This is a genomic window from Thermovenabulum sp. (assembly GCF_049723235.1).
GTDB lineage: Bacteria > Bacillota > Thermosediminibacteria > Thermosediminibacterales > Thermosediminibacteraceae > Thermovenabulum.
Genome location: NZ_JBNARB010000029.1, coordinates 1 through 22,454, shown reverse-complemented (window position 1 = coordinate 22,454; position 22,454 = coordinate 1). Strand labels below are relative to the sequence as shown.

Here is a 22,454-nt window from a genome sequence, read left to right as displayed (position 1 = left end):
CGATGGTACTGGGTTATCCCGGGAGAGTAGGTCGCTGCCGAAATCTTTTATTTTTTATTGACAAATGTAAAAACACGTTATAATATAGCTTATAAATACCTTTATTTCATAATAATTTTTTACAAATAAAATTTTTGAATAAGGGGAACCGAAAGGTTTCCCTTATTCGGCTTTTAGGGGCTTTTATGATGCTAAAGTATCAGCATAAAGAAAAAATCGGGGTATAAAAAGTTTTTGTATAAAAGGAAGCATTAGTATAAAGAATAAGCAGAAAATTGAATTTATAAATAAAATGCTTGGGGGGTAATCCATGATTATTAAAGGAGAAGATCTGACAATAGAAGAAGTTGTAAATGTGGCGGTGAGGGGAGAAAAGGTAAGACTTTCCGATACTGCTATAGAAAAAATAAATAATTCCAGGAGATATGTAGAAAAAATAATAAAAAAGGGAGAAATAGTGTACGGTGTTACTACCGGTTTTGGAAAATTTTGCAATGTGGTAATATCACCGGAAGATACAAAAAAGCTTCAAAGAAATCTAATAAGAAGCCATGCCACGGGAGTCGGGGAATATTTTCCTGAAGAAGTGGTAAGGGCTATGATGCTTTTGAGAATAAACGCCCTGGCAAAAGGGTATTCGGGAGTCAGGCTATTAACCCTTGAAACTATAATAAAAATGCTAAATGAAAATATAGTACCCCTTGTTCCCTCTCAGGGCTCCTTGGGGGCCAGCGGAGACCTTGTGCCCCTGGCTCATATGGTGCTGGTAATGATGGGAGAAGGTGAAGCAATATACAAAGGGGAGGTGCTTCCCGGGAGAATCGCTCTTGAAAGGGCGGGAATAGAACCCGTTGTGTTAGAAGCGAAAGAGGGGCTTGCTTTGATTAACGGGACTCAGGCCATGACCGCATTAGCCTGTGTTTCCGTTGCTGGAGCTATAAATCTTTCAAAGGCAGCGGATATCAGCGGTGCCCTGACCTTTGAGGCATTAAATGGAATAATAGATGCTTTTGACGAAAAGGTGCAAAGGGTGAGACCCCATAGGGGCCAGAGGGCAGCAGCGGAAAATATGAGAAAATTGCTGGATAAAAGTAAATTTATTACCCGTCAGGGGCAGTACAAAGTTCAGGATGCTTACGTATTAAGGTGCATACCCCAGGTGCACGGAGCTATTAAGGATGCATTAAATCATGTAAAAAACGTTGTTGAAATAGAGATAAATTCGGCTACGGATAACCCATTAATATTCCCCGAAGAAGGAAAGATAATATCGGGAGGAAATTTTCACGGAGAACCGGTGGCTATAAATATGGATTACCTCGCTATTGCCGTATCGGAGCTTTCAAACATCGCCGAGCGTAGAATAGAAAGGCTTGTCAACCCCAGCCTTAATGAAGGGCTTCCGGCGTTTTTAACGAGAAACGGCGGCTTGAACTCGGGGCTAATGATTAGCCAGTATACGGCAGCAGCGCTGGTATCAGAAAACAAGACTCTTTCTTTTCCGGCCAGTGTGGATTCTATACCTTCTTCTGCAAATCAGGAAGATCATGTAAGCATGGGGACAATTGCAGCGAAAAAGGCCTGGAAAATAGTAGAAAACACATTAAACGTTCTTGCTATTGAACTTCTATGTGCTGCTCAGGCTTTAGATTTCAGGTTTGAAGAGCGAGGATGTCTCAGCGATCTGGGGAAGGGTACCAGAAGGGCCTATGAACTGATAAGGGACGTTGTCCCCAAAATTGAAGAAGACAGGGTTTTAAGCCGGGATATTAAAAAACTTGCGCATCTTATAAAAAGCGGGGAATTAGTAAAAAAGGTAGAAGAAGCAGTAGGAACTCTTGAATAATTGTGTTATTATGGAAAATAAGAAGCTATATTGGAGTGGCAAAAGTGAACTCCCTTTACGAATTTATAATACGGTACGGCTATGCGGGAATTTTCCTTTTCTTATTTTATGAAGGAACGGGGATGCCCGGTCCGGTTCAAATAATATTTATCGCCGCCGCTTACCTTATAAAAAAAGGGAGCTTAAATCTTTTCAAGGTAATCCTTTACATCACCCTCGGCAATTTATCCGGAAACATTCTGGCCTATTTTGTAGGAAGGTTTAAGGGTAAGAGATTTGTAAAATCACTGTTAAAAAAACTTAAAGTAAAAGAAGATGTCTACCGGAGGATTGAGCGATGGTATAAAAATAAAGGGGGCTATGTGGTTTTTATAAGCCGTTTGATAGGTCTTCCCCGAACTCCCGCTATTTGGTTGTCCGGCGTTGCAGGTATAGATTTAATTGAATACGTTGTATTTTGTTTTCTGGGGGATTTGGTATGGGCTACAATCTGGACATTGATGGCTTTATACGGATTTAACGGAATTGCCTATATACAAAAATTATTATCTAAAATAGTGCATTAAATTTCTTGGAAGGTGTGAAAAAGATGGATACCACAAAGGAAAAGGTAAAAAAATTTATTCAGTTTAATCCTTTGGAAATTAAAGAGATTAGGGAAAAAACCCTGGGCACCGAGTGCATAGGCGGAAAAGCAAAAGGACTGGTATACGCAAAAATTCACCTGGAGGAAAGAAAAGAAGAATACGAAATCTTAAAAAACGTGGTAATACCTGAAAGTTACTTTTTGTCCACGGAGGTTTACGAGGACTTTCTAGAATTGAATAAAATAGACAGGATTATAAAGGAAGAACCGGGGAATTTAAATTTAATACAGCAAAAAATTCTGGAAGGCAAATTTCCGGATTATGTAATTAGCTTTCTGGAAAAAGTGGTATCGATTATGGATTATCCCCTTGCCATAAGGTCTTCTTCGTATCTTGAGGACAGCATTAAATATTCTTTCGCAGGTAAATATTTTACAACTTTTATACCCAATACGGGTGGAATTGATTTTAGATTAAAACAGATTACCCGGGCTATAAAGCAGATTTACGCAAGTACATACGGCAAAAACGCTGTTGTTTACCGGGAAAAACACAACCTGCACAATGAAAAAATGGCTGTTATTATCCAGCAGCTTTTCGGTAAAAGGCGCAAGGAAGGATTTTACCCCGAAATTGCGGGGGTTGGCTTTTCTCAAAATTACAGGAGGTTTACGGAAAGAATAAGAAAGGAAGACGGAGTGGTAAGGATTGTTTTTGGCCTCGGGACAAGAAGTACCGGAAGAGGTTATGCCAGAATTTTTTCGCTGACAAATTTGAGCCTGCGTCCCGAAGGAAATAATCCCTGGGAGATTGCAAAGTACTCCCAGGAGACCTTTGATATGCTTGATATGGATACCGGGGAATTGCGGGATTATAATATAAACGTCAGGCTGGACCTAATTTCCTATCACAGGAATTTTAATAAATTCGCATCTGTATATTCTTCCACGGAAAATATGTTGAAGGATGTTCCGCCGGTGCTGACAAAGCTTAATCCCGGGGAGAGGATAGTTTTTACTTTTGATAATTTTCCTGCCTTTAAACCCCGCTTTTTCCGGCTGATGGAGTTTTTATTCAGATATTTGGAAGATTTAATGGGAATTGCGGTGGATGTGGAATGGGCTTACGAACCGGAAGACCCTAAGTTTGCACTGGTGCAGGTCAGGCCGTTGACCAGCTACGAAGAGTACAGCAAGGTGGAAATCCCAAAGGATATAAAAAAAGAAAATATTATTCTTGCAGGGGACAGAATGCTGACTAACGGTGTTTTGAAAAATGTAAGACACATTGTGTACGTTGATTTTGAAGAATATAATAAATGCCCGGACAAGTACGAGGTGGCCCGGGAAGTGGGAAGGGTAAACGAAAAACTGCAGAAAGAAAGGTATATACTTGTAGGGCCGGGGCGATGGGGTTCCAGCAATCCCAACCTGGGTGTGCCGGTCACCTATAACGAAATTTCTAACTGCGGGATGCTGGTAGAACTCGGTATAAAAACAAAGAATTTTATGCCGGAACTGTCCTACGGTACCCATTTTTTTGCGGACTTAGATTTAGACGGAATACTTTACATGCCCGTATTTGATTCAATTGAGACCAACGTTATCAACTTTGAATTCTTTAAAAGTGCAAAAAGTAAGCCCACCGAACATCCGGCAGTCTGGGTTTTCGAGGGATTATACGATGCTTACTTGGATGGGGAAAAAATGCGGGGGGTAGTGGTATCTAAGGAATAAATGAAGGCAAGGATTTCAGCCACCGCTTTGTAAAGTTCGGGAGGAATTTCAAAACCTATTTCGACTTTCATTAGAGCATCCACCAAAGGGGAATTCTGCAAGACGGGGATGCTTTCTTTTTCAGCAATTTTTAATATTTCCCTGGCAATTTCTCCCTGACCTTTTGCCACAAGGATTGGAGCATCATCCTTATCTTTGTCGTATTTTATTGCCGCAGCTTTCAAAGGTTTGCCATTATTATCGTTATTATTATTCCTTTTATCATTCATTATTTTTTCTCCTTTTTAATTCCAATCTATATTTTTAAATCTATTTTTGTATTATTAAGCGAAAATGCTTCACCGATAAAAAATTTTTCCAGCCTTTCGGAGTCATAAAGGAAGTTTAAACCTGAAAGGCTTTTAGAAAGCTTACCTTCTTTTTTCAAGGTTTGAAAATATTTTTTTGCTTCCTCGCAAAAATTTCTGTTTTCAAAAATTAGAGAAGAGCTCAGAGATTTATTACAGCAGGTAATTTTTGCTTCTACTATTCCGTAGTTTTTTGTGTTTATTAAGAAGCTAAGATTAAACCGGTTTTCAGGGTTTTTTTGATTTTCTACCTTAAAGAGGATAAATTTATTATCCTCTAAAAACAGGATGTCAAAGTGAGTTTTTTGTTTCAGTTCAGTAAAACCTATATTTATAAATTTTAAAAGCAATTGAAAGTTTTTAAGGGAATCGTTATTATTATGTATATTTTTTAAAAGAATTTGTTCTATTTCGTCAATACCTTTAAAAGATAATATATTTTTTTTAGAGGTAAATTCTTTCCTCAGGGATTGAAATTCTCTTTTCAAGAAGTTATATAAATCCTTGAACAGGGTTTCATCGCTATAGCCCGGATTGTTTTTAATTACTCTTTCAAGTATTTTTCGGGTAAATAAAAGGGGGATTTTTTCCTGAAAGGCTTCAAAATTCGCTATTATATCCTGATTGTTTATCGTTTTATCTTCTTCTGAAATTATTTTTTCTTCAGTTATTAATTTTTCGGGTAGAATTTTTTTTAAAAGTTTACTTTCATCTGCTTTGAGCAGATTGTTAAAGGTTTCAATTGTAAGGGATAATAGTGAATTAAGGTTAATATTCATAAAACATTCCCACCCGGATTTTTATTTGCGTATATCCTTTGATTTTGATTTTATTATAATATAACTTTTGAGAAATAGCATTAAAAAATAATGATTGACGCCTCTGCTCTCCTGTGGTATAATTTTATCCAATTAAAATGTCAATAAGCAAAAGGCGATGACGGAAGAAAGTAGGCTATGGAGCGCCTTACAGGGAGAAAACGCCGGCGACTGAGAGCGTTTTCAGGCGAAAGTAGCTGAAGTTCCCTTCTGAGCTTCGGGCTGAAACTTAAAGTAGGTCCGGACGGTTTTGACCGTTAAAACAATAGGGCATAGATTAAAATTCGTGCCCGAAAAGAGTGGGCTTTATGCCAATTTGGGTGGTACCGCGGAAACCAGCCTTTCGTCCCATCGTGGATGAAGGGCTTTTTTATTTGAGGATTATTTTTTAATAAAAGAAGGGGGTAAATAAGATGTACTGGAATGAAAAATACGAATGTATGCCAAGGGATGAGCTTAAGGAACTGCAGCTTTCAAGATTAAAAAACACTTTGGAAAGGGCTTTTTATAATGTTCCTCACTACAGGCGGGTGATGCAGAACGCCGGCTTTGAACCGGGCGACCTGAAATCCTTGGAGGATTTAAAATACCTTCCCTTTACTTATAAAAAGGACCTCAGGGAAAACTACCCTTACGGAATGTTTGCCGTTCCTTTGAGCGAAGTGGTGAGAATTCATTCCTCATCAGGAACCACCGGTAAGCCAACGGTGGTTGGGTATACGAGAAGCGATATTAATGTATGGACGGAGCTCATGGCCCGCTCTTTAATGACTGCGGGAATCCAAAAAAACGATGTAATCCAAAATGCTTACGGATATGGCCTCTTTACCGGCGGGCTTGGATTTCACTATGGTGCGGAAAAAATTGGGGCGACGATAATTCCCATATCCGGGGGGAATACAAAAAGGCAGGTAATGATAATGAAGGATTACGGAACAACTGTATTAACCTGCACCCCATCCTATGCCCTTCACATATCCGAAGTAATCGAGGAAATGGGGCTAAAACCGGAAGATTTGAACCTGCGCATAGGGGTTTTTGGCGCCGAACCCTGGTCGGAGAACATGAGGAGGGAAATTGAAGGAAGGTTGAAAATAACGGCTCTTGATATATACGGCCTGAGTGAAATAATTGGCCCCGGTGTAGCCATAGAGTGCCCGCATAAAAATGGGCTCCACGTTCAGGAAGATCACTTCTTGGTAGAAGTAATTGATCCAAAAACCGGCGATGTGCTTCCGCCAGGGGAAAAAGGGGAACTGGTATTTACCTCGCTGACAAAAGAGGCTCTTCCTATAATAAGATACAGGACGGGAGATATTTCAAGGCTTATAGCAGAGCCCTGTGCTTGCGGAAGAACCAGTGTTAAAATCGGCAGGATTGAGGGAAGAACCGACGACATGCTGATAATAAGAGGTGTGAATGTTTTCCCTTCTCAAATAGAACACGTGCTTTTGCAGTTTGGAGAAACGGAACCCCACTACCAGCTGGTGGTAGACAGGGTGGATCACTTAGATGTGCTGGAAGTGCATGTGGAAGTATCGGAAAAAATGTTTTTTGATGACGTGAGATCCCTTGAAATTTTAAGTAAAAAAATTCAAAATGAAATTGAGACTACTCTTGGGATTTCCGTAAAGGTTAAGCTGGTAGAACCTAAAACCATAGAACGCAGCGAAGGTAAGGCAAAAAGGATAATAGATAAAAGAAAAATATAATTATAGGAGGTATACGGATGATTGTCAAACAGCTTTCGGTTTTCCTTGAAAATACTCCCGGAAGGCTCTATGCGGTTACTTCTGCCCTTAACGAAAACGGTATGGATGTAAAGGCCCTTATGCTTGCAGATACTGCGGATTTCGGGGTTTTAAGATTAATAGTAGATGATCCGGAAAAAACTTTGAAGGTTTTGCAGGAAAGAGGATTTACGGTTAAAATCACCGAAGTAATAGCTGTTGAAGTTCAGCATACTTTTAAAGAGGTACAAAAGATACTGGAGATATTAAGCAGAAAATCGGTGAACATTGAGTATATGTATGCCTTTATGGGAGAAAACCCGGGGAAAGCCCTTATAATTTTCCGGGTAGATAACCTGAAAGCGGCAGCAGAATATTTAAAGGAAGAGGGTATTATGGTATAGTTTTTAAGATACCTTTAACCCCCTCTGGGCTATAATGTGTTTGATGCAGTTTAAATCCTCCTTTGACGGAGGATTAATTTTTTTAAGTTTATAACTGATGCCCAGTTTTTCCCATTTGTGAATACCCAATCTGTGGTATGGCAAAACTTCTACCCTTTCGATAAAATGAAAGCCTGAAAGAAAATCCGCGAGTTTATTAATAATTTCCGGTGCATCGTTAATTCCGGGCAGCAAAACATATCTTACCCAGGTTTTTACTTTTTTAGATTCAATTAAGTGTAAATTTTCCAAGATTTTACTATTATCCCTCCCTGTGAGTTCAATATGACTTTTTGTGTCCAAATGTTTGATATCAAAAAGCACTAAGTCGGTGTAGGGCAGAATTTTTTCCAGATTCTTTTGTTCGCAATAGCCTGAGGTATCTAAAGCGGTATTTATACCGGCATCTTTACACCTTTTAAAAAGTTCGGCGCAAAAATCCGGCTGGAGGGTGGGCTCGCCCCCTGAAAGGGTTACCCCACCTCCTGAAAATTCCATATAATTTCTATACCTTAAAATCCTATTGAATAACTCACCTGCTTCGATTAAATATCCACCCGAGGGGTCCCAGGTATCCGGGTTGTGGCAGTAAGCACACCTTAACGGGCAGCCCTGAGTAAAAACCACAAAGCGGATACCGGGACCGTCCAAAGTTCCCATAGTTTCAATGGAATGAATTCTTCCTTTTATGCCCATTTTTAAACCCCTCATTTTTCTTAAGGTTTTGCAGATTATTTTCAGTTTCTGCTATAGGCTTTCAAAAAAGGTTCTGGTAAGCACTTCTAACTGCTGCTCCCGGGAGAGTTTTGAAAAGTGAACTGCATATCCCGAAACCCTGATGGTTAGCTGGGGGTATTTATAAGGATTTTCCATGGCATCAAGAAGCAGCTTTTTATCCATTACATTGACATTTATATGGTGTCCTTTGTTTAAAAAATAGCCTTCAAGAAGCGCGGTGAGGTTATTTACCCTATCTTCATCGCTTCTTCCCAAAGCCTGGGGCACAATTGAGAAGGTATAGGATATACCATCCCTGCAGTAATCGTAGGGCAGCTTACATATGCTGTTAAAAGCGGCGAGCGGGCCCATCCTCTCCCTGCCGCTCATGGGGTTTGCTCCGGGAGCGAAAGGTTCGCCGGATTTTCGACCATCGGGAGTGGCGCCGGTTTTTTTGCCGTAGACCACATTTGAGGTAATAGTAAGGATGGATACTGTTGGCCGGGCTTTTCGATAAAGGGGTTTTCTTTTTAAGAATCCGTAAAAGGTTTTTACTACTTCTACCGCAATGGAATCCACCCGGTCATCGTCATTTCCGTATTTTGGAAAATCTCCTTCAATAATAAAGTCCACGCATATTCCGTCGGTATTAAAAATGGGAGTGACCTTTGCGTATTTTATCGCACTGAGGGAATCGGCCACTACCGATAGCCCGGCTATACCGAAGGCCATCAATCGATCCACATTGGTATCGTGCAGGGCCATTTGAAGTCTTTCGTAGTTGTATTTATCGTGCATGTAATGAATGAGGTTCATGGTATCTGCGTATAAATTTGAAAGCCATTCAAGAACAATGGTATACCTTTTAAATACCTCTTCGTAGTTTAATGGGCCTTTATTCATGGGAGGCAATTCGGGGCCTATTTTTAAACCTGTTTTCTCATCCTTTCCTCCGTTAATGGCGAGTAACAGAGCTTTTGCCAGATTCACCCTTGCTCCGAAAAACTGCATTTGCTTTCCCAGCTTCATAGCCGATACACAGCAGGCAATTCCGTAATCATCCCCAAAAATGGGTCTCATCAAATCGTCATTTTCATACTGAAGGGAGCTGGTTTTAATAGAAAGTTCTGTGCAGAATTTTTTAAAATTGTCCGGCAGATCTTTAGACCACAATACGGTCAAGTTCGGCTCCGGCGCAGGTCCAAGGTTGACAAGGGTATTTAAAAAGCGGTAAGTGGTCTTTGTTACCAGCGGCCGGCCATCCAAGCACATTCCACCAAGGGCTTCGGTAATCCACATGGGATCCCCGGCAAATAGCTCGTTGTATTCGGGCGTGCGGAGCTGTCTTGCCATTCTGAGCTTGATAACAAACTGGTCTATGAGTTCTTGAGCCTGTTCTTCGCTAAGAATTCCGCTTTTTATATCCCGCTCAATGTAAATATCCAGAAAAGTATTTACTCTGCCTAAGGACATGGCTGCTCCGTTTTGCTCCTTTATTGCCGCAAGATAGGCAAAGTAAATCCACTGAACGGCCTCAAAGGCGGTTCTGGCCGGATAGGAAATGTCAAAACCGTAATCAAGAGCCATTTTTTTCAGGTCCCGTAAAGCTTCAATCTGCATGGATATCTCTTCTCTTAGCTGAATAATTTCTGCAGTTATGGGAGACTTAAGATCACAAAGATCCTTCTTTTTTTCCTCAATAAGCCTGTCAACTCCGTAAAGGGCTACCCTTCGGTAATCTCCGATTATCCTCCCTCTTCCGTAATTGTCGGGAAGCCCTGTGATTATCCCCAGCTTTCTTGCAAGAAGCATTTCCTCTGTATAGGCTCTGTAAACCCCTTCATTATGGGTGGTGCGGTATTTCGAGAAAATCTCGTTTATATGCGGGTCGAGTTCATAGCCGTAGGCTTTACACGCCTCATTGACCATGCGTATGCCTCCAAAGGGGTTAACGGCTCTTTTTAACGGTTCATCGGTCTGAAGTCCAAAAATTACCTCATCCTCTTTTTGTATATATCCGGGTTTATGACCGGTAATTGATGAAACTGTACCTGTGTCTATTTTTAAAACTCCGCCTTTTTTACTTTCTTCTAATAGGAGTTCTTTGCATTTTTCCCAGAGCCGCCAGGTTTTTTCCGAAGGTCCTGAAAGGAATTTGCCATCTCCATAATAAGGGGTGAAATTTTTGCAAATAAAATCCCTTACATTTATTTCTTCTACCCAGATACCTGGGATGAAACCCCTCCAGGCTTCCTGCATTTTTATTACCTCCCTTGCCACTTAATAAAGATGAATTTGATAATGTAAAGGATAAAAACAAAAACCGCCCGGACAAAATTTATTTTGCCCAGGCGGTCGGCATTCCCTATTGATCCCACTCCCCTGTGGTTAATTCCACTGCCGCCAGTCATGGGATCCTCCTGTTGTTATGTTTATTTTATAATCTTTTACCCGAAAATGTCAATACATTTTTGTTTCGTGAAAATGATTTGTTATTAATTTTCCGAATGATGTATAAAATCAACCCCAGAAATGTTCTATTATATATTGACCGGATTTAACAATTCTGATAAAATAAAAACGAAAATTAAAAATTTGCCCGCAACCCCTGTATAATTCCGGGAATAGGGCCCGGAAGTTTCTACCGGGCGGCCGTAAACCGCCGAAGGCTATAGGGGAATCCTAGTATTCCCCTTATTTTCCAAAAAGGGGATTTATTATTTTTAAGGGTTCGGGTAAAAATATTTAAGGAGGTTGCAGCTTTGAAGGAGGAGATTGTCATCAAAAAAGCAAAAGAAGAAGGATTTTTAGAAAGGTTTTTCCAGCTCGGTGAAAACGGCACCGATGTAAGAACGGAAATACTGGCAGGTTTTACGACCTTCGTTACAATGGCTTATATTATACTGGTAAACCCGATTATATTAAAGGATGCCGGGCTTGATCAGGGTGCCGTCTTTATGGCAACTGCCTTAGCTGCCGCTATTTCAACCCTTTTTATGGGACTTTACGCCAACTATCCCTTTGCCTTAGCTCCGGGTATGGGACTTAACGCCTTTTTCGCCTATGTAATGGTTGGCAAAATGGGGATTCCCTGGCAGACAGCCCTGGGTGCGGTGTTTTTGTCCGGAATCATAGCCGTTATTGTTACTCTTACGGGGCTCAGGGAATTGCTGATTAAAGCAATACCCCTTCCTTTAAAACATGCGGTAGGTGCCGGTATCGGACTTTTTATAGCTTTTATAGGTTTTAAAAATGCCGGGATTGTAGTGCCCAATCCTGCAACTTTTGTAGACCTCGGAAACTTCAAGGATCCGGGGACACTCCTTGCAACCCTAGGGCTTATCATTACCGCTGTTCTCGTTGCAAGAGGTGTTCGCGGGGGCATGCTTCTTGGTATAATTGTTACAACCATTCTCGGAATACCCATGGGGATAACCAAAATTCCATCAACCCTGATTTCAGCGCCCCCGAGTATGGCACCGGGACTTTTAAAACTGGATATTATGGGCGCTTTAAAGGTTTCCATGTATCCCGTGATATTTTCTTTATTCTTTGCCGACCTTTTCGATACGATTGGCACCTTTGTGGGTGTGGCCTCCCGAACGGGTATGATCGATGAAAACGGCAATTTAAAAAGGGGTAACAAGGCTCTTTTTGCTGACTCACTCGGTACCGTGATCGGTTCATTGCTGGGGACAAGCAATACCACTACTTATGTAGAAAGTGCCGCAGGTGTCAGCGCAGGTGGCAGGACGGGCTTAACTTCCGTAGTGGTTTCGCTCTTGTTCATTGCCTCTATCATATTTTCTCCCATAGCCCTTGCAGTGCCTTCCCAGGCTACCGCTCCTGCACTGATTATCGTCGGTATATTTATGGCTTCCAGCTTGAACGAGATTAAATTCTCGGATTTTTACGAGGCTTTCCCGGCTTTCCTCACCGCTATTTTGATGCCATTGACCTTCAGCATTTCCTTAGGACTTGCGGTAGGATTTGTGGCGTATGCTCTTTTGATGACCCTTTCGGGCAGATCAAAAGAGGTTCACTGGGTGATGTACATTCTTGCGGTAACTTTTATCCTGTACTTCATATATGTAAGGTAAAATTAAGCCGCCTGAAAGGCGGCTTAATTTTTTTTGTTGCGGGGCTTTATAATTTTGGTATAATTAAAATAATTAATTAAAATGATTCAATACTTGAAATAGCATAATACGGGGCAGCGAGATTGACAAATTATTAACAATACGATAAAATGTGAATATAGGAACAAATAGAAGGGAAGTGAGGGCGTGAATAAGGACTCCGCGGCAAGGAAAATCACATATATGGCGATGCTTATTGTCTTAAATATTATACTTACCCGAATTGCCAGCATAAGAATTGCGCTTGGAAATGTGGAAGCTATCAGGATAGGCTTTGGAGGACTTCCTTTGATATTCGGCGGGATTTTGATGGGGCCAATGGCCGGAGGAATAATCGGAGCCGTAGGGGATATAGTGGGTTACGGAATAAATCCTATGGGGCCTTATATGCCGCATTTTACTTTAACCAGCGCTTTAACGGGTATTATCCCCGCACTGGTGTTGAAGATTATGAAAACTAAAAATTACAGGTTTTGGGAAATTTTATTTGCCATTGCTGTAGGGCAGACCTTAACCTCCATTTTGCTTGTTCCTTACTTTTTAAATAAACTCTTTGGAATTCCGCTGATTTATAAAATGACTACCGCTGCAATAACCCAGGCGGTTAACATTCCGCTATACGCTCTTTTAATAAAAATTCTTTTGAAAAGAATAAATCTACCAGAAGCTATTACCAGGGAGTATAAACCGTGAAAAAAATTTCTTCCTCTGCTATAGCACTGAGTTTATTGATTTATATTATAGAAGTATCACTTTTTAACGACATAAGGTTTTTAATATATAACCTTCTTATTACCTTGGCGGTATTTGCACTTTATAATTTTAGATTTATTGAGGCGGTAAGAAGTTCTAAGATACCGGTTTTGTTCTCTGCTTTTATGGTTTTTTTTGCATATAGTTTAAATACGGATTTCGGATATCAAAAATATGTTATAATATTTCTTAAAAGCTTACAAGCAATTCTTATTGTTTCTACTTTTAATACGATGTTTTCCTTTGCCAGGGTCATTACCGGGTTTAAAAAAATAGGCCTTCTTAGCGTTCTGGCAGATATGGTTTTTCTTACTTACAGATATTTTGATGTAATATCTAAAGAACTGGAAAGCATGGAAAAAGCCTTAATTTCTAAAGGTTTCAAAAGAGGCAGGGGTTTCTGGGATTTAAATACCATGAAAATTCTCGGCTATTTAGTGGGAAGTTTATTTGTACGATCGGCAGAACGCAGTGAAAGAGTATATAATGCCATGCTTTCCAGGGGATATAACGGTAAGCTTGTACTAAAGGAGGAAGAAAGCCTCTTGGTATCAAACATAATTTTCACAGCAGGTATTTTAATACCTCCCGCAATTTTACTATTTATAGAAAAGGTGTATTGAAATGGATTATGCAGTAGAAGTAGAGAATTTGTTTTTTCGATACAGGGATGGCAGCGAGGCATTAAAGGGAATAAGTTTTAAAATTATGCCGGGAGAAAAGGTAGCAATTCTGGGAGAAAACGGAGCTGGAAAAACCACATTGCTTTTACATCTCAATGGAGTTTATCTTCCCGTGAAGGGAAGGGTAAAGATTTTCGGAGAAGAGGTAAAAAAAGGGAATGAGTATAGAATAAGAAAAAAAGTAGGTCTTGTCTTCCAAAACCCGGATGATCAGGTATTTTCTGCAACGGTATACGAAGATATTGCTTTTGGGCCTCTAAATTTCGGTTTTAATAAGGAAAAAGTAGCAAAAAGAGTGGAAAAAGCCATGAAGGCTTTAAAAATAGAGGAATTAAAGGAAAGAATTCCTCAACATTTAAGTTACGGTCAGAAAAAAAAGGTAGCAATAGCCGGCGTAATAGCCGTAGACCCTGAAATACTTATCTTAGATGAACCTATGGCTTTCCTTGACCCCTCTTCCCAGCGGCAGATTATAAATATTTTAAAGTACTTGGAAGAGGAAGGGCGAACATTGATTATTGCAACTCACGATGTGAACTTTGCTGCAGATTGGGCGCAAAAGGTGATAATTTTAAAAAGGGGAAGGGTTCTTGCCGAAGGCCCTCCTGAAATATTAACCCGGGATGAAGTGATAAAAGAGGCTGACCTGGAACAACCGCTGGTTTACAGATTCTCAAAGGAAATTTTAGGAGAAGGCGATTTTTTACCTTATAAGACTAAGGACTTCATTAACTTAATAAAGTCATTGGTAAACAGGCCATGAAGGTCAAAAATCTCCTTGAAAGAGATGCTTCATGGCCTGTTTTAATTATATAAAATATATTGACAGGAGGAAGTTATATGCATATACCCGATGGTTTTCTCGATCCAAAAACCCTTATAGTTACTGCTGCCGCCAGCGCCTATGCTTTAAAAAAAGATGCTGACAGTGCAAAAAAAATAATGGAAGAAAAAGATATTCCTTTTCTGGGAGTTCTTTCAGCCTTTGTTTTTGCAGCTCAAATGGTGAATTTTCCTGTAATGGCAGGTACTTCGGGTCATTTTCTGGGAGCGGCTATGCTTACTTATGCGATGGGGCCCCAGCTGGCGGGGCTGGCTATGGCATCAGTACTTATACTTCAGTGCCTGCTTTTTCAGGATGGAGGGCTATTAGCCCTTGGAGCAAATATCTTCAACATGGCGGTAGTGGCTCCGGTTACGGCCTTTTATATACTGAAACTTGCTAAAAAATGGTTTTATGGCAAAAAACTCGCAGGTATATTTTTGGCCGGGTGGGCCTCGGTAGTAGCCGCTTCAATTTTTTGCAGTGTAGAGCTTTTTCTTTCGGGGGTGGCAGGGCTGAAGGAGGTACTGATTCCCATGGTCGTTATACATTCCTTGATAGGAATCGGGGAGGGATTGATTACCGTAGCAGTATGTTCTTTTGTGGACAGGGTGAGGAATATAAAGGTGGATAGCATCGATAATTCGGAAAAGGGGATGACGGTATGAAAATAATAAAAAAGGTTTGGGTTTATATTCTTTTTGCTGCATTAGTAATTGCTGCCCTGCTTTCTCCCTTTGCTTCTTCCCTGCCCGACGGTCTGGAAAGGGTGAGCAGCAACTTAAATTTTGAAGAAAAAGCTGTTCAGGGTTTGATTCCTTCACCTTTTAGCGAATACAGGGTTTCTTTTATTCAAAATGATTATATTTCCACAGCCTTCGCAGGGACTTTGGGCACCTTGGCGGTTTTCGCACTTAGTTATGCTATAGGAAGGATGATATTAATTCAAATCAAAAAATAATTTTTTTAACTTTTTTTATAAAGCCTCCTTTAATGGGGGCTTTTTATATTGACAGAAATTTAACAAAGAGTTAATATATAATTGAGGTTGTGAAAAATTTAACATATGGGCGGGAAAAAGGGGGAAGTTGAATTGATAAAAATCTTTTTTGAAAAGGAAAAGTGCTTGGGGTGTAAAACCTGTGAACTTGCGTGTGCGGCTGCCCATTCAAAAACGAAAAACATTGCGGGTGCAATTAAGGAAAGAAGGTTTTCTCGTATCAGGATAAAGGTTAAGAACGGAAAAATCAAAGTAGAGCAGTGCATGCTTTGCGTAGATCCAAAATGCATAAAAGCATGTCCTGTCGGTGCTCTTGAAAGAAGGGAAAACGGCACAATAAAAGTGAATGAAATTACATGCACAGGATGTGGACTTTGTCAGGATGCATGTCCGTTCAATGCAATAAAATTATACAATTTTCCAACGGTTTGCGACAGATGTATGGAAAGCGATGAACCCTATTGTGCAAAAGCATGTCCTACAAAAGCTTTAAAAGTAAAAGCAGTATAAAAGATTTGCTAAGGAGGGAATAAGTTGAAAGAAACCACTTTTTGTAAAAGCTGTGATAATGCTACCGCGAAAATGTACGAATATGCAAAGGAAATGGGTTTGGAAACCGTCTGGGACAGAGCCCAGGCCATGCAGCCTCAGTGCGGTTTTGGAGAAATGGGATTGTGCTGCACCAACTGTTCAATGGGGCCCTGCAGGATTGTTAAAATCACGGAGGATGGCCCCAAAAAAGGAATCTGCGGAGCCACGGAAGATACCATAGTATCCAGGAATTTTGCCAGAGCCGTAGCTGCTGGAGCGGCAGCCCATTCCGACCACGGGAGGGATATCGCCCAGGCCCTCTACCATGCCGCCAATGATGAAGGAGATTACGAGGTCAGAGATAAAGATAAATTGCTTAAAATTGCTAAGGAATGGAATATAAAAGTAGAAAACAGAAGTTTAAAGGAAATTGCCCGGGAAGTCGCATTAATGGCTCTTGAAGAATTTGGAAAACCCTTCGGGAAATTAAGATTCTTGGGGAGGGCTCCGGAAAAAAGATGTGTAATCTGGGATGAGCTGGGAATTTCTCCGAGGGCAATTGACCGGGAAGTGGTTCAGGTAATGCATTCCACCCACATGGGATGCGATGCGGATTATAGAAATATTATTAATCAAGCCGCAAAGGCAGCCCTATCCGACGGATGGGGAGGATCGATGATAGGCACGGAACTTTCAGATGTAATTTTTGGCACACCCGTGCCAAAAAAAACACAGGCAAATCTCGGTGTACTCAAAGAAAATTACGTAAATATAATTGTTCACGGACACGAGCCTACCCTGTCGGAAGCGATAGTTATAGCTTCCAGGGACCCGGAACTAATCGATCTTGCCCAAAAACAGGGGGCGGAAGGGATCATCCTTGCCGGAATGTGCTGTACGGGCAATGAAATTACCATGAGGCATGGAGTGCCTATGGCCGGCAACTTCTTTCAGCAAGAACTGGCTATTGCTACGGGTGCGGTAGACGCAATGGTGGTAGATGTGCAGTGTATTATGCCCTCTCTTTCTGAAATTGTAAAATGCTATCATACGAAATTAATAACCACTTCTCCGAAAGCTAAGGTGCCCGGAGCAATACATATGGAATTTGATGAAAAAAAGGCTGTAGAAATTGCAAAAAAAATAGTAAGAGAAGCGGTCTTAAATTATAAAAATAGAAGACAAAAAATATACATTCCCGGGGGAAAAGCGGAAGGATATGTGGGATATAGCTATGAAGCAATATTAAAAATTCTTGACAAAGTAACAAATTCCTTTGCTCATCCTGCGGGTACCGTAAAACCTCTTGTTGATGCTATAAAATCAGGGGTTTTAAGGGGCGCAGCGGCAATTGTAGGGTGCAACAACCATAAAGTCCCCCACGATTCAGGGCATGTAACACTGGCAAAGGAATTAATAAAGAGGGACATCCTGGTGGTAACAACAGGATGCGGTGCCCATGCCTGCATTAAAGCCGGGCTGATGTCCATGGATGCGGTTAATTACTGCGGAAAAGGCCTTGCTACCTGCTGCGAGCTTCTTGAAATACCGCCGGTTCTCCACATGGGCTCCTGTGTGGATATAAGCAGGATTTTAACTTTGCTTTCCGATGTGGCAAAATATATGGGAGTGGATATCAGCGATCTGCCGGTGGCTGCGGCTGCTCCTGAGTGGATGTCCGAAAAAGCGCAGTCTATAGGACTTTACGCAGTATCTTCCGGTATATATGTTGTCCTCGGGGTAGCACCTGCTATAACGGGATCGGAAACGGTGGTAAATTACCTGACCTCCGATATTGAAAAAATACTGGGAGGAAGGTTTGAAGTGGAAAGCGATCCCCTGAAAGCAGCAGAAAAGATAGCCAATCATATAGAAAAAAAGCGGAAAATGCTGGGCATTTAAAATAATTTTAATTTGAAGGATGGGAACAACATGAAAATAGCTATAACCGGTAAGGGTGGGGTTGGGAAGACCACTCTTGCCGGCTGCCTTGCAAAAATTTATGCCATAGAGGGTAAAAGGGTAATCGCTGTGGACGCGGATCCCGATGCAAATTTTGCTTTTGCCTTAGGATTTCCGCAGGAAAAAGCAAAAAAGCTTATCCCCCTTTCCCAATTAAAAGATATAATAAAAGAAAGAACGGGGGCTGAACCCGGAGTATTAGGGCAGATGTTCAGCCTTAATCCTAAGGTGGATGATATTCCGGAAAAATACTGTGTGGAGCATGAGGGTATTAAACTTATTCAAATGGGCGGTGTTGAAAAGGGTGGAGCAGGCTGTGTATGCCCTGAAAGCTCCTTTCTAAAAGCAGTGATACGGCATTTAATTTTAGAAAGGGAAGAGGTTCTCATACTTGACATGGAAGCCGGGATTGAACACTTAGGCAGGGCTACGGCTTCTTTTGTGGATGCTTTTATAGCCGTGGTAGAACCGGGCATCAGAAGTATTAAAACCTTTGAAACGATAAAAAAATTGGCAAAGGATCTCGGTATTGATAAGGTGCTGGTGGTTGCAAATAAAGTAAAAGATGAGGCCGATATAAAATTTATAAATGACCACATCGATCCCGGTGACCTTCTGGGAATCATTTCTTATAACGAGGAAATTATCAATGCCGATAAAATGGGCATATCTCCCTATGATTCAAGTTCGGTTTTAAGAGAGGAAGTATTAAGGATAAAAAGCAATTTATCCTTAAAAATTGCAAAATAAATTTTGTACAAAGGGGTGGCGACATGACCTTTAAAAGCGATATTGAAATTGCTCAGGAGGCCAAATTAGAGCCCATCAAAGACATTGCCGCAAAGCTGGGGCTTACCGAAGATGATATTGAATACTACGGTAAATACAAAGCAAAGATTAATTACAATATTTTAAAAAGGCTCTCGGAAAAGAAAGATGGAAGACTTATCCTTGTTACCGCGATTAACCCTACACCGGCAGGAGAAGGTAAAACCACCACTACGGTAGGTCTCGGGGATGCTTTAAGAAGAATTGGGAAAAATGCGGTAATATGTTTGAGGGAACCCTCCCTCGGCCCCGTTTTCGGAGTTAAGGGCGGGGCAGCCGGAGGAGGCTACGCCCAGGTGGTCCCGATGGAGGATATAAACCTGCATTTTACCGGGGATCTTCATGCCATCGGTGCTGCAAATAACCTCCTTTGCGCCATGGTGGATAACCACATATATCAGGGAAATGAACTCGGCATTGATCCGCGCCGAATTGTTATCCGGCGCTGTGTGGATATGAATGACAGGCAGCTGAGATTCATAGTCGACGGGCTCGGCGGGAAAGCAAACGGTGTACCCCGGGAAGACGGCTTTGATATAACGGTAGCCTCGGAAGTTATGGCGGTGTTCTGCCTTTCAAGGGATTTAATGGACTTAAAAGAAAGGCTTTCAAGGATAATAGTAGCTTACACTTACGATGGAAGACCCGTTACCGCGGGAGATTTAAAAGCCCACGGGGCTATGACTGCCCTTTTAAAGGATGCCCTGATGCCCAACTTAGTTCAGACCTTAGAAGGCACGCCGGCTTTCATTCACGGAGGGCCCTTTGCCAATATAGCCCACGGTTGCAATAGCGTAATGGCCACAAAGCTTGCACTTAAACTTGCCGACTACGTGGTGACCGAAGCCGGATTCGGTGCGGACTTGGGAGCGGAGAAATTCTTGGACATAAAAGCAAGGTATGCGGGACTTAAACCCGATGCGGTGGTTATAGTCGCTACGGTTAGAGCATTAAAGTATAACGGCGGAGTTTCTAAGGAAAGGTTAAATGAGGAGAATTTACAGGCACTGAAAAAGGGGCTTCCCAACCTTTTAAAACACGTGGAGAACATTACTAAAAAGTTCCGGTTACCGGCAGTAGTGGCACTGAACCGATTCCCGTCGGATACCGAAGCGGAACTTAATTTAGTGAGGGAAGAATGCAAAGCCCTGGGAGTAAACGTGGTATTATCCGAGGTATGGGCAAAGGGCGGAGAAGGCGGAGTGGACCTTGCCAATGAGGTGTTGAGGCTGATAGAGGAAGGAGAAAACGGATACGCTCCCTTATATCCTCTCGAACTTTCCATAAAGGAAAAGATAGAGACGATTGCAAAAGAAATATACGGTGCCGATGGAGTGGATTATACTCCTGCTGCACAGAAGGAAATAGAGAACTTGGAGAAATTAGGATTCGGCAATCTACCGGTATGCATGGCCAAGACCCAGTATTCTTTGAGCGATAATCCGGCGCTATTAGGGCGGCCCACCGGTTTCAGGATAACCGTAAGGAACGTAAAAGTATCGGCTGGAGCGGGCTTTGTCGTGGTACTGACCGGAGAGATAATGACGATGCCGGGGCTACCCAAGAGGCCGGCGGCGGAGAATATAGATGTGGACGAAAACGGAAGGATTTCCGGGCTTTTCTAAAATATAAAAAAACGAGGTGTATCCTTTGGAAGACTACAGGTTACTTTTGGCGGCGGGGAAGGATGACCCAATCTTTCCTCCCCCTTTTTATTGCAGGTACAGCGGGGAATATATATTGAGAAAACTCCTGCCGAATTTAACCTTCAATAAAATGGGGAAGGGTAAAATCTCTTCGGATTGCCTCGAATTCAAAAAAAGTCAGGTTGGGGATTTTACTCAAAATATAGTTGATATTGTATTATTCCCTACAATTTTACCCGAAATCATTGATGAGTCCGATGATTATCTTCCGGATAATCTCCCGGAACATGATGTGTTAATTGCTGCAGGGGTGCATCCCGATATTTTTCCGGAGCTTTTGAAAAGGGCAGCAGAAGCCGGATGTAAAGCACTAATAGCCCCAAGGGAAGATCCAAAATGGATTGATAAATACTTAGAAAAAACTCTCAAAAATATATGTGAAAAATACGGCATAGAATATGCTTTCCCGAAGCCGTTTTGTTCATTAAAAAAAACGGGTTTTTACTATATTGACAACTTCCTTAAAGAATTTAAATTAGGTAGGCCTGAATACGAGGTCCAGGTTGATGATAAAGGCTATATAACAAATGTAAATGTAATTCGTTCTGCACCCTGCGGTGCTACCTATTATGTGGCTTGCGGACTTATAGGGAAAAAGATTGGAGAAGAAGCCGTAGAGGAAGCCAATAAGCTGTGGCATGCCTACGCCTGCATAGCTTCTAATGCTATTGATGAGGAGATAAAAGACTCCATTATGCATATTGCCGCTCATATAAATTTACAGGTTGCGGAAAATACCTTAAAAATATGAGAGCAAACAGGAGGTCAATCATGTTTGTAGATAAAACTGTAAAGGATTTTATTAGCATCCTTTCATCAAAGGAGCCAATACCGGGTGGTGGAGGAGCTGCTGCTTTAGCTGGAGCAATAGGCAATGCTTTGGGAAGTATGGTAGGCAATTTGACTGTGGGTAAGGAAAAGTATAAAGATGTGGAACCAGAGGTTATTGAAATATTAAATAAGACTAAGGAACTGCAGGAAAACTTACTTTCTCTTATTGATGAGGATGCACAGGTTTTCAGCGAAGTTGCTAAGGCATATAAGTTGCCTAAAAATACCGAGGAAGAAAGAAAGCAAAAAGAAGAGGCTTTAAAAAATGCTTTAAAAAACGCCTGCCAGGTACCAATAAAGATAATGGAGAATTCATTAGAAGCTTTAAAACTTCAAAGGAGGCTTGCGGAAATAGGATCAAAACTTGCCATAAGCGATGTAGGAGTAGGAGCTTTGCTTTTAAAAGCAGCCGTCTTGAGTGGAAAATTAAATGTCGTAATTAATTTAAACGGAATAGATGATGAGGAATTTTTTAAAAAAATCAGTGAATACATAGAAAGAATCTGCAAAGAAGCGGAGAATTTAGCTGATGAAGCTTATAAAATCGTTTTAGAAAAATTAAAGGGTTAAAACATGGTTTAAAAATACAAAAATAAAAGGGGTGAACGAAATGGCCTTAATTTTATCCGGCAAGGAAGTAGCCGAGGCCTTAAAAGAGGACTTAACCAAAGAAGTTTCGGAATTAAGGCAAAAAGGTTACATTCCCAATCTAAAGATAGTAATCGTTGGAGAAAGGCCCGATTCCCTGTCATACATTAAAGGCGCATTAAAAAGGGCGAGCGAAATAGGCGTAGAGGCAAGCGTCTTGGAATTACCCGAAACTATAACGGAACAGGAATTTATAAAGAAAATTCACGAACTAAATGAAGATGAAAAAATAAACGGCATCCTCATAATGAGGCCCCTGCCCTCCCACCTATCTGAAGACCAGATAAAATACCACATAGACCCCCAAAAAGACGTAGACTGCTTTT

Annotated in this window: 22 protein-coding genes, 2 riboswitches and 1 other annotated feature; of the genes, 18 read left to right on the top strand and 4 right to left on the bottom strand. The window is 41.2% G+C overall.

What is annotated here, in order from left to right:
- Positions 1–310: 310 nt before the first annotated feature.
- Genes hutH through ACPLOV_RS11040 form a run of 3 tightly spaced genes read left to right on the top strand, consistent with a single transcriptional unit; the run spans position 311 to position 4,169 of the window.
- Entirely contained in the window at positions 311–1,846 is a 1,536-nt protein-coding gene (gene hutH, locus ACPLOV_RS11050) for a histidine ammonia-lyase (protein WP_424911167.1), read from the top strand.
- Positions 1,847–1,881: 35 nt separating this feature from the next.
- Positions 1,882–2,412, top strand: a complete 531-nt coding sequence (locus ACPLOV_RS11045) for a DedA family protein (RefSeq protein WP_424911166.1) — start codon at positions 1,882–1,884, stop codon at positions 2,410–2,412.
- Positions 2,413–2,435: 23 nt separating this feature from the next.
- Complete coding sequence (locus ACPLOV_RS11040) at positions 2,436–4,169, top strand: PEP/pyruvate-binding domain-containing protein (RefSeq protein WP_424911165.1); 1,734 nt, start codon at positions 2,436–2,438, stop codon at positions 4,167–4,169.
- Here the strand turns inward: ACPLOV_RS11040 and ACPLOV_RS11035 are convergent.
- The gene (locus ACPLOV_RS11035; RefSeq protein ID WP_424911164.1) at positions 4,121–4,438 is read right to left on the bottom strand and encodes an EscU/YscU/HrcU family type III secretion system export apparatus switch protein; all 318 of its coding nucleotides are present in this window, start codon (positions 4,436–4,438) and stop codon (positions 4,121–4,123) included. The two genes, ACPLOV_RS11040 and ACPLOV_RS11035, sit on opposite strands and share 49 nt — an antisense overlap.
- Positions 4,439–4,464: 26 nt before the next feature.
- Positions 4,465–5,295: a hypothetical protein gene (locus ACPLOV_RS11030; protein ID WP_424909072.1), complete on the bottom strand. Its 831-nt coding sequence runs from the start codon at positions 5,293–5,295 to the stop codon at positions 4,465–4,467.
- Positions 5,296–5,443: 148 nt separating this feature from the next.
- Positions 5,444–5,688: a binding site (T-box leader), on the top strand.
- Between the two features lie 59 nt (positions 5,689–5,747).
- Here ACPLOV_RS11030 and ACPLOV_RS11025 point away from each other — a divergent pair.
- Together ACPLOV_RS11025 and ACPLOV_RS11020 are read left to right on the top strand one after the other, a co-directional pair.
- Positions 5,748–7,046, top strand: coding sequence for a phenylacetate--CoA ligase family protein (locus ACPLOV_RS11025; RefSeq protein WP_424909073.1), 1,299 nt, complete (start codon positions 5,748–5,750; stop codon positions 7,044–7,046).
- A gap of 17 nt (positions 7,047–7,063) precedes the next feature.
- Positions 7,064–7,468, top strand: a complete 405-nt coding sequence (locus ACPLOV_RS11020; RefSeq protein WP_424909074.1) for an amino acid-binding protein — start codon at positions 7,064–7,066, stop codon at positions 7,466–7,468.
- Between the two features lie 3 nt (positions 7,469–7,471).
- Here ACPLOV_RS11020 and pflA read toward each other — a convergent pair whose 3' ends face one another.
- Together pflA and pflB are read right to left on the bottom strand one after the other, a co-directional pair.
- Positions 7,472–8,203, bottom strand: a complete 732-nt coding sequence (gene pflA / locus ACPLOV_RS11015; protein WP_424909075.1) for a pyruvate formate-lyase-activating protein — start codon at positions 8,201–8,203, stop codon at positions 7,472–7,474.
- A gap of 51 nt (positions 8,204–8,254) precedes the next feature.
- Entirely contained in the window at positions 8,255–10,483 is a 2,229-nt protein-coding gene (gene pflB, locus ACPLOV_RS11010) for a formate C-acetyltransferase (protein ID WP_424911163.1), read from the bottom strand.
- 79 nt (positions 10,484–10,562) lie between these two features.
- Positions 10,563–10,645: riboswitch (ZMP/ZTP riboswitch) on the bottom strand.
- Between the two features lie 167 nt (positions 10,646–10,812).
- Positions 10,813–10,916, top strand: a riboswitch (purine riboswitch).
- Positions 10,917–10,986: 70 nt separating this feature from the next.
- On the opposite strand from pflB, the gene ACPLOV_RS11005 reads away from it, so the two are divergent.
- From ACPLOV_RS11005 to ACPLOV_RS10945, 13 genes are all read left to right on the top strand, one after another.
- Positions 10,987–12,324 carry an NCS2 family permease gene (locus ACPLOV_RS11005; RefSeq protein WP_424911162.1) on the top strand — a complete coding sequence of 446 codons (1,338 nt, stop codon included), beginning with the start codon at positions 10,987–10,989 and terminating at the stop codon, positions 12,322–12,324.
- 186 nt (positions 12,325–12,510) lie between these two features.
- Positions 12,511–13,056, top strand: a complete 546-nt coding sequence (locus tag ACPLOV_RS11000) for a folate family ECF transporter S component (RefSeq protein WP_424909078.1) — start codon at positions 12,511–12,513, stop codon at positions 13,054–13,056.
- The gene (locus ACPLOV_RS10995; protein ID WP_424911161.1) at positions 13,053–13,739 is read left to right on the top strand and encodes an energy-coupling factor transporter transmembrane component T family protein; all 687 of its coding nucleotides are present in this window, start codon (positions 13,053–13,055) and stop codon (positions 13,737–13,739) included. The genes ACPLOV_RS11000 and ACPLOV_RS10995 overlap by 4 nt, the downstream gene beginning before the upstream one ends.
- A 1-nt stretch (position 13,740) precedes the next feature.
- Complete coding sequence (locus ACPLOV_RS10990) at positions 13,741–14,562, top strand: ATP-binding cassette domain-containing protein (protein ID WP_424911160.1); 822 nt, start codon at positions 13,741–13,743, stop codon at positions 14,560–14,562.
- A gap of 77 nt (positions 14,563–14,639) precedes the next feature.
- Entirely contained in the window at positions 14,640–15,290 is a 651-nt protein-coding gene (locus ACPLOV_RS10985; RefSeq protein WP_424911159.1) for an energy-coupling factor ABC transporter permease, read from the top strand.
- Positions 15,287–15,583, top strand: coding sequence for a PDGLE domain-containing protein (locus ACPLOV_RS10980; RefSeq protein ID WP_424909082.1), 297 nt, complete (start codon positions 15,287–15,289; stop codon positions 15,581–15,583). Before ACPLOV_RS10985 ends, ACPLOV_RS10980 begins: the two co-directional genes overlap by 4 nt.
- 132 nt (positions 15,584–15,715) lie before the next feature.
- On the top strand, positions 15,716–16,132 hold the full coding sequence (locus tag ACPLOV_RS10975) for a 4Fe-4S binding protein (protein ID WP_424909083.1): 417 nt from the start codon (positions 15,716–15,718) through the stop codon (positions 16,130–16,132).
- 24 nt (positions 16,133–16,156) lie between these two features.
- Positions 16,157–18,055, top strand: a complete 1,899-nt coding sequence (gene cooS, locus ACPLOV_RS10970; RefSeq protein ID WP_424909084.1) for an anaerobic carbon-monoxide dehydrogenase catalytic subunit — start codon at positions 16,157–16,159, stop codon at positions 18,053–18,055.
- 30 nt (positions 18,056–18,085) lie between these two features.
- Complete coding sequence (locus ACPLOV_RS10965) at positions 18,086–18,865, top strand: AAA family ATPase (protein ID WP_424909085.1); 780 nt, start codon at positions 18,086–18,088, stop codon at positions 18,863–18,865.
- A gap of 23 nt (positions 18,866–18,888) precedes the next feature.
- Positions 18,889–20,568: a formate--tetrahydrofolate ligase gene (locus ACPLOV_RS10960; protein WP_424911158.1), complete on the top strand. Its 1,680-nt coding sequence runs from the start codon at positions 18,889–18,891 to the stop codon at positions 20,566–20,568.
- A 25-nt stretch (positions 20,569–20,593) separates the two neighbouring features.
- Positions 20,594–21,400 carry a DUF166 domain-containing protein gene (locus tag ACPLOV_RS10955; RefSeq protein ID WP_424910069.1) on the top strand — a complete coding sequence of 269 codons (807 nt, stop codon included), beginning with the start codon at positions 20,594–20,596 and terminating at the stop codon, positions 21,398–21,400.
- Between the two features lie 20 nt (positions 21,401–21,420).
- Positions 21,421–22,050, top strand: coding sequence for a cyclodeaminase/cyclohydrolase family protein (locus ACPLOV_RS10950; protein WP_424911157.1), 630 nt, complete (start codon positions 21,421–21,423; stop codon positions 22,048–22,050).
- Positions 22,051–22,090: 40 nt separating this feature from the next.
- Positions 22,091–22,454: tetrahydrofolate dehydrogenase/cyclohydrolase catalytic domain-containing protein (locus tag ACPLOV_RS10945; RefSeq protein WP_424911156.1), on the top strand; the 364-nt coding region annotated here is incomplete at its 3' end.